Raw genomic sequence first — 3,129 nt, 5'->3', positions numbered from 1 at the left:
AAAACGCGTTTGGCGTTGTATGGTTAAGCCTCACGGGTAATTAGTACAGGTTAGCTTAATGGCTCACACCACTTCCACACCCTGCCTATCAACGTTGTAGTCTTCAACGGCCCTTCAGAGACTTTAAAAGTCTAGTGAGAACTCATCTCGAGGCCTGCTTCGCGCTTAGATGCTTTCAGCGCTTATCAGTTCCGAACGTAGCTACCGGGCAGTGCCATTGGCATGACAACCCGAACACCAGCGGTTCGTTCACTCCGGTCCTCTCGTACTAGGAGCAACCCCTCTCAATTCTCAAACGCCCACGGCAGATAGGGACCGAACTGTCTCACGACGTTCTAAACCCAGCTCGCGTACCACTTTAAATGGCGAACAGCCATACCCTTGGGACCGACTTCAGCCCCAGGATGTGATGAGCCGACATCGAGGTGCCAAACACCGCCGTCGATATGAACTCTTGGGCGGTATCAGCCTGTTATCCCCGGAGTACCTTTTATCCGTTGAGCGATGGCCCTTCCATTCAGAACCACCGGATCACTATGACCTACTTTCGTACCTGCTCGACGTGTCTGTCTCGCAGTTAAGCTGGCTTCTACCATTACACTAACCGTACGATGTCCGACCGTACTTAGCCAACCTTCGTGCTCCTCCGTTACTCTTTGGGAGGAGACCGCCCCAGTCAAACTACCCACCAGGCACTGTCCGTAATCCCGATCAGGGACCAACGTTAGAACATCAAAACTACAAGGGTGGTATTTCAAGGACGGCTCCACAAAGACTAGCGTCTCTGCTTCAAAGCCTCCCACCTATCCTACACATGTAGGTTCAATGTTCAGTGCCAAGCTGTAGTAAAGGTTCACGGGGTCTTTCCGTCTAGCCGCGGGTACACAGCATCTTCACTGCGATTTCAATTTCACTGAGTCTCGGGTGGAGACAGCGTGGCCATGGTTACACCATTCGTGCAGGTCGGAACTTACCCGACAAGGAATTTCGCTACCTTAGGACCGTTATAGTTACGGCCGCCGTTTACCGGGGCTTCGATCAAGAGCTTCGTCCGAAAACTAACCCCATCAATTAACCTTCCGGCACCGGGCAGGTGTCACACCGTATACGTCATCTTGCGATTTTGCACAGTGCTGTGTTTTTAATAAACAGTCCCAGCCACCTGGTCACTGCGGCTCCCGTCCGCTTAGAGAGCAAGTCTCATCACAGATAGGAGCGTACCTTCTCCCGAAGTTACGGTACGATTTTGCCTAGTTCCTTCACCCGAGTTCTCTCAAGCGCCTTAGTATTCTCTACCTGACCACCTGTGTCGGTTTGGGGTACGATTCGGTATAATCTGAAGCTTAGAGGCTTTTCCTGGAAGTATGGCATCAACAACTTCACACCCTTGGGTGCTCGTCTCGTGTCTCAGTCTTAAGAGTCCGGATTTTCCTAAACTCTCAACCTACTCACTTTCACATGGACAACCAACGCCATGCTTGTTTAGCCTGCTCCGTCCCCCCATCGCAATTATACCAAGTACGGGAATATTAACCCGTTTCCCATCGACTACGCCTTTCGGCCTCGCCTTAGGGGTCGACTTACCCTACCCTGATTAACATGGGATAGGAACCCTTGGTCTTCCGGCGTGCGGGTTTTTCACCCGCATTATCGTTACTCATGTCAGCATTCGCACTTCTGATACCTCCAGCATACCTCCCGGTACACCTTCAACGGCTTACAGAACGCTCCCCTACCACTCAAACAAAGTTTGAATCCGCAGCTTCGGTGCATAGTTTAGCCCCGTTACATCTTCCGCGCAGACCGACTCGACCAGTGAGCTATTACGCTTTCTTTAAAGGATGGCTGCTTCTAAGCCAACCTCCTGGCTGTCTGGGCCTTTCCACATCGTTTCCCACTTAACTATGACTTTGGGACCTTAGCTGGCGGTCTGGGTTGTTTCCCTCTTCACGACGGACGTTAGCACCCGCCGTGTGTCTCCCGGATAGTACTTTACGGTATTCGGAGTTTGCAAAGGGTTGGTAAGTCGGGATGACCCCCTAGCCTTAACAGTGCTCTACCCCCGTAAGTATTCGTCCGAGGCTCTACCTAAATAGATTTCGGGGAGAACCAGCTATCTCCCGGTTTGATTAGCCTTTCACTCCTAGCCACAGGTCATCCCCTAACTTTTCAACGTTAGTGGGTTCGGTCCTCCAGTTGATGTTACTCAACCTTCAACCTGCCCATGGCTAGATCACCGGGTTTCGGGTCTATACCTTGCAACTCAACGCGCAGTTAACGCTCGCTTTCACTACGGCTACCCTAATCGGTTAACCTCGCTACAAAATATAAGTCGCTGACCCATTATACAAAAGGTACGCAGTCACATAACAAGTATGCTCCTACTGCTTGTACGTACACGGTTTCAGGTTCTATTTCACTCCCCTCACAGGGGTTCTTTTCGCCTTTCCCTCACGGTACTGGTTCACTATCGGTCAGTTGGGAGTATTTAGCCTTAGATGATGGTCCACCTATATTCAGTCAAAGTTTCACGTGCTCCGACCTACTCGATTTCACTTAGATTGCATTTTCGTGTACGGGACTATCACCCTGTATCGTCAAACTTTCCAGAATGTTTCACTAACACAAAATAAGCTTAAGGGCTGGTCCGGTTTCGCTCGCCGCTACTTCCGGAATCTCGGTTGATTTCTGTTCCTACGGGTACTTAGATGTTTCAGTTCTCCGCGTTCGCCTCTTACACCTATGTATTCAGTGCAAGATACCTGCAAGCAGGTGGGTTTCCCCATTCGGAAATCCTAGTCTCAAGTGCTTTTTACTAGCTTGACTAGGCTTATCGCAAGTTAATACGTCCTTCATCGCCTCCAACTGCCAAGGCATCCACCGTGTACGCTTAGTCACTTAACCATACAACCCAAACGGGTCTTGCTTGGTCTTTGTCACTTAGGCTGCCTTGCTATCCATTTTTGCTTGGTCACATAACACGTTATGCTTCCGTCGACAAAAATCTCAGCGGCGTTGCTTAAGCACCAAATCCACAGCGCAATACTAAATCCGAAAATTTAGCAGTACAGTGTGACAGCTGTTAACTTCGCCAGAAGTTAATTCATCAAATAATGATGAGAATACTAA

Annotated in this window: 1 rRNA gene; it reads right to left on the bottom strand. The window is 49.8% G+C overall.

What is annotated here, in order from left to right:
• Positions 1-19: 19 nt before the first annotated feature.
• Positions 20-2,904: ribosomal RNA gene (locus PAARA_RS12780) — 23S ribosomal RNA — on the bottom strand.
• Positions 2,905-3,129: the final 225 nt, after the last annotated feature.

This window comes from Pseudoalteromonas arabiensis, from assembly GCF_001550155.1.
Taxonomy (GTDB): Bacteria; Pseudomonadota; Gammaproteobacteria; order Enterobacterales; family Alteromonadaceae; genus Pseudoalteromonas; species Pseudoalteromonas arabiensis.
This window is presented reverse-complemented; position numbering and strand designations above follow the sequence as displayed.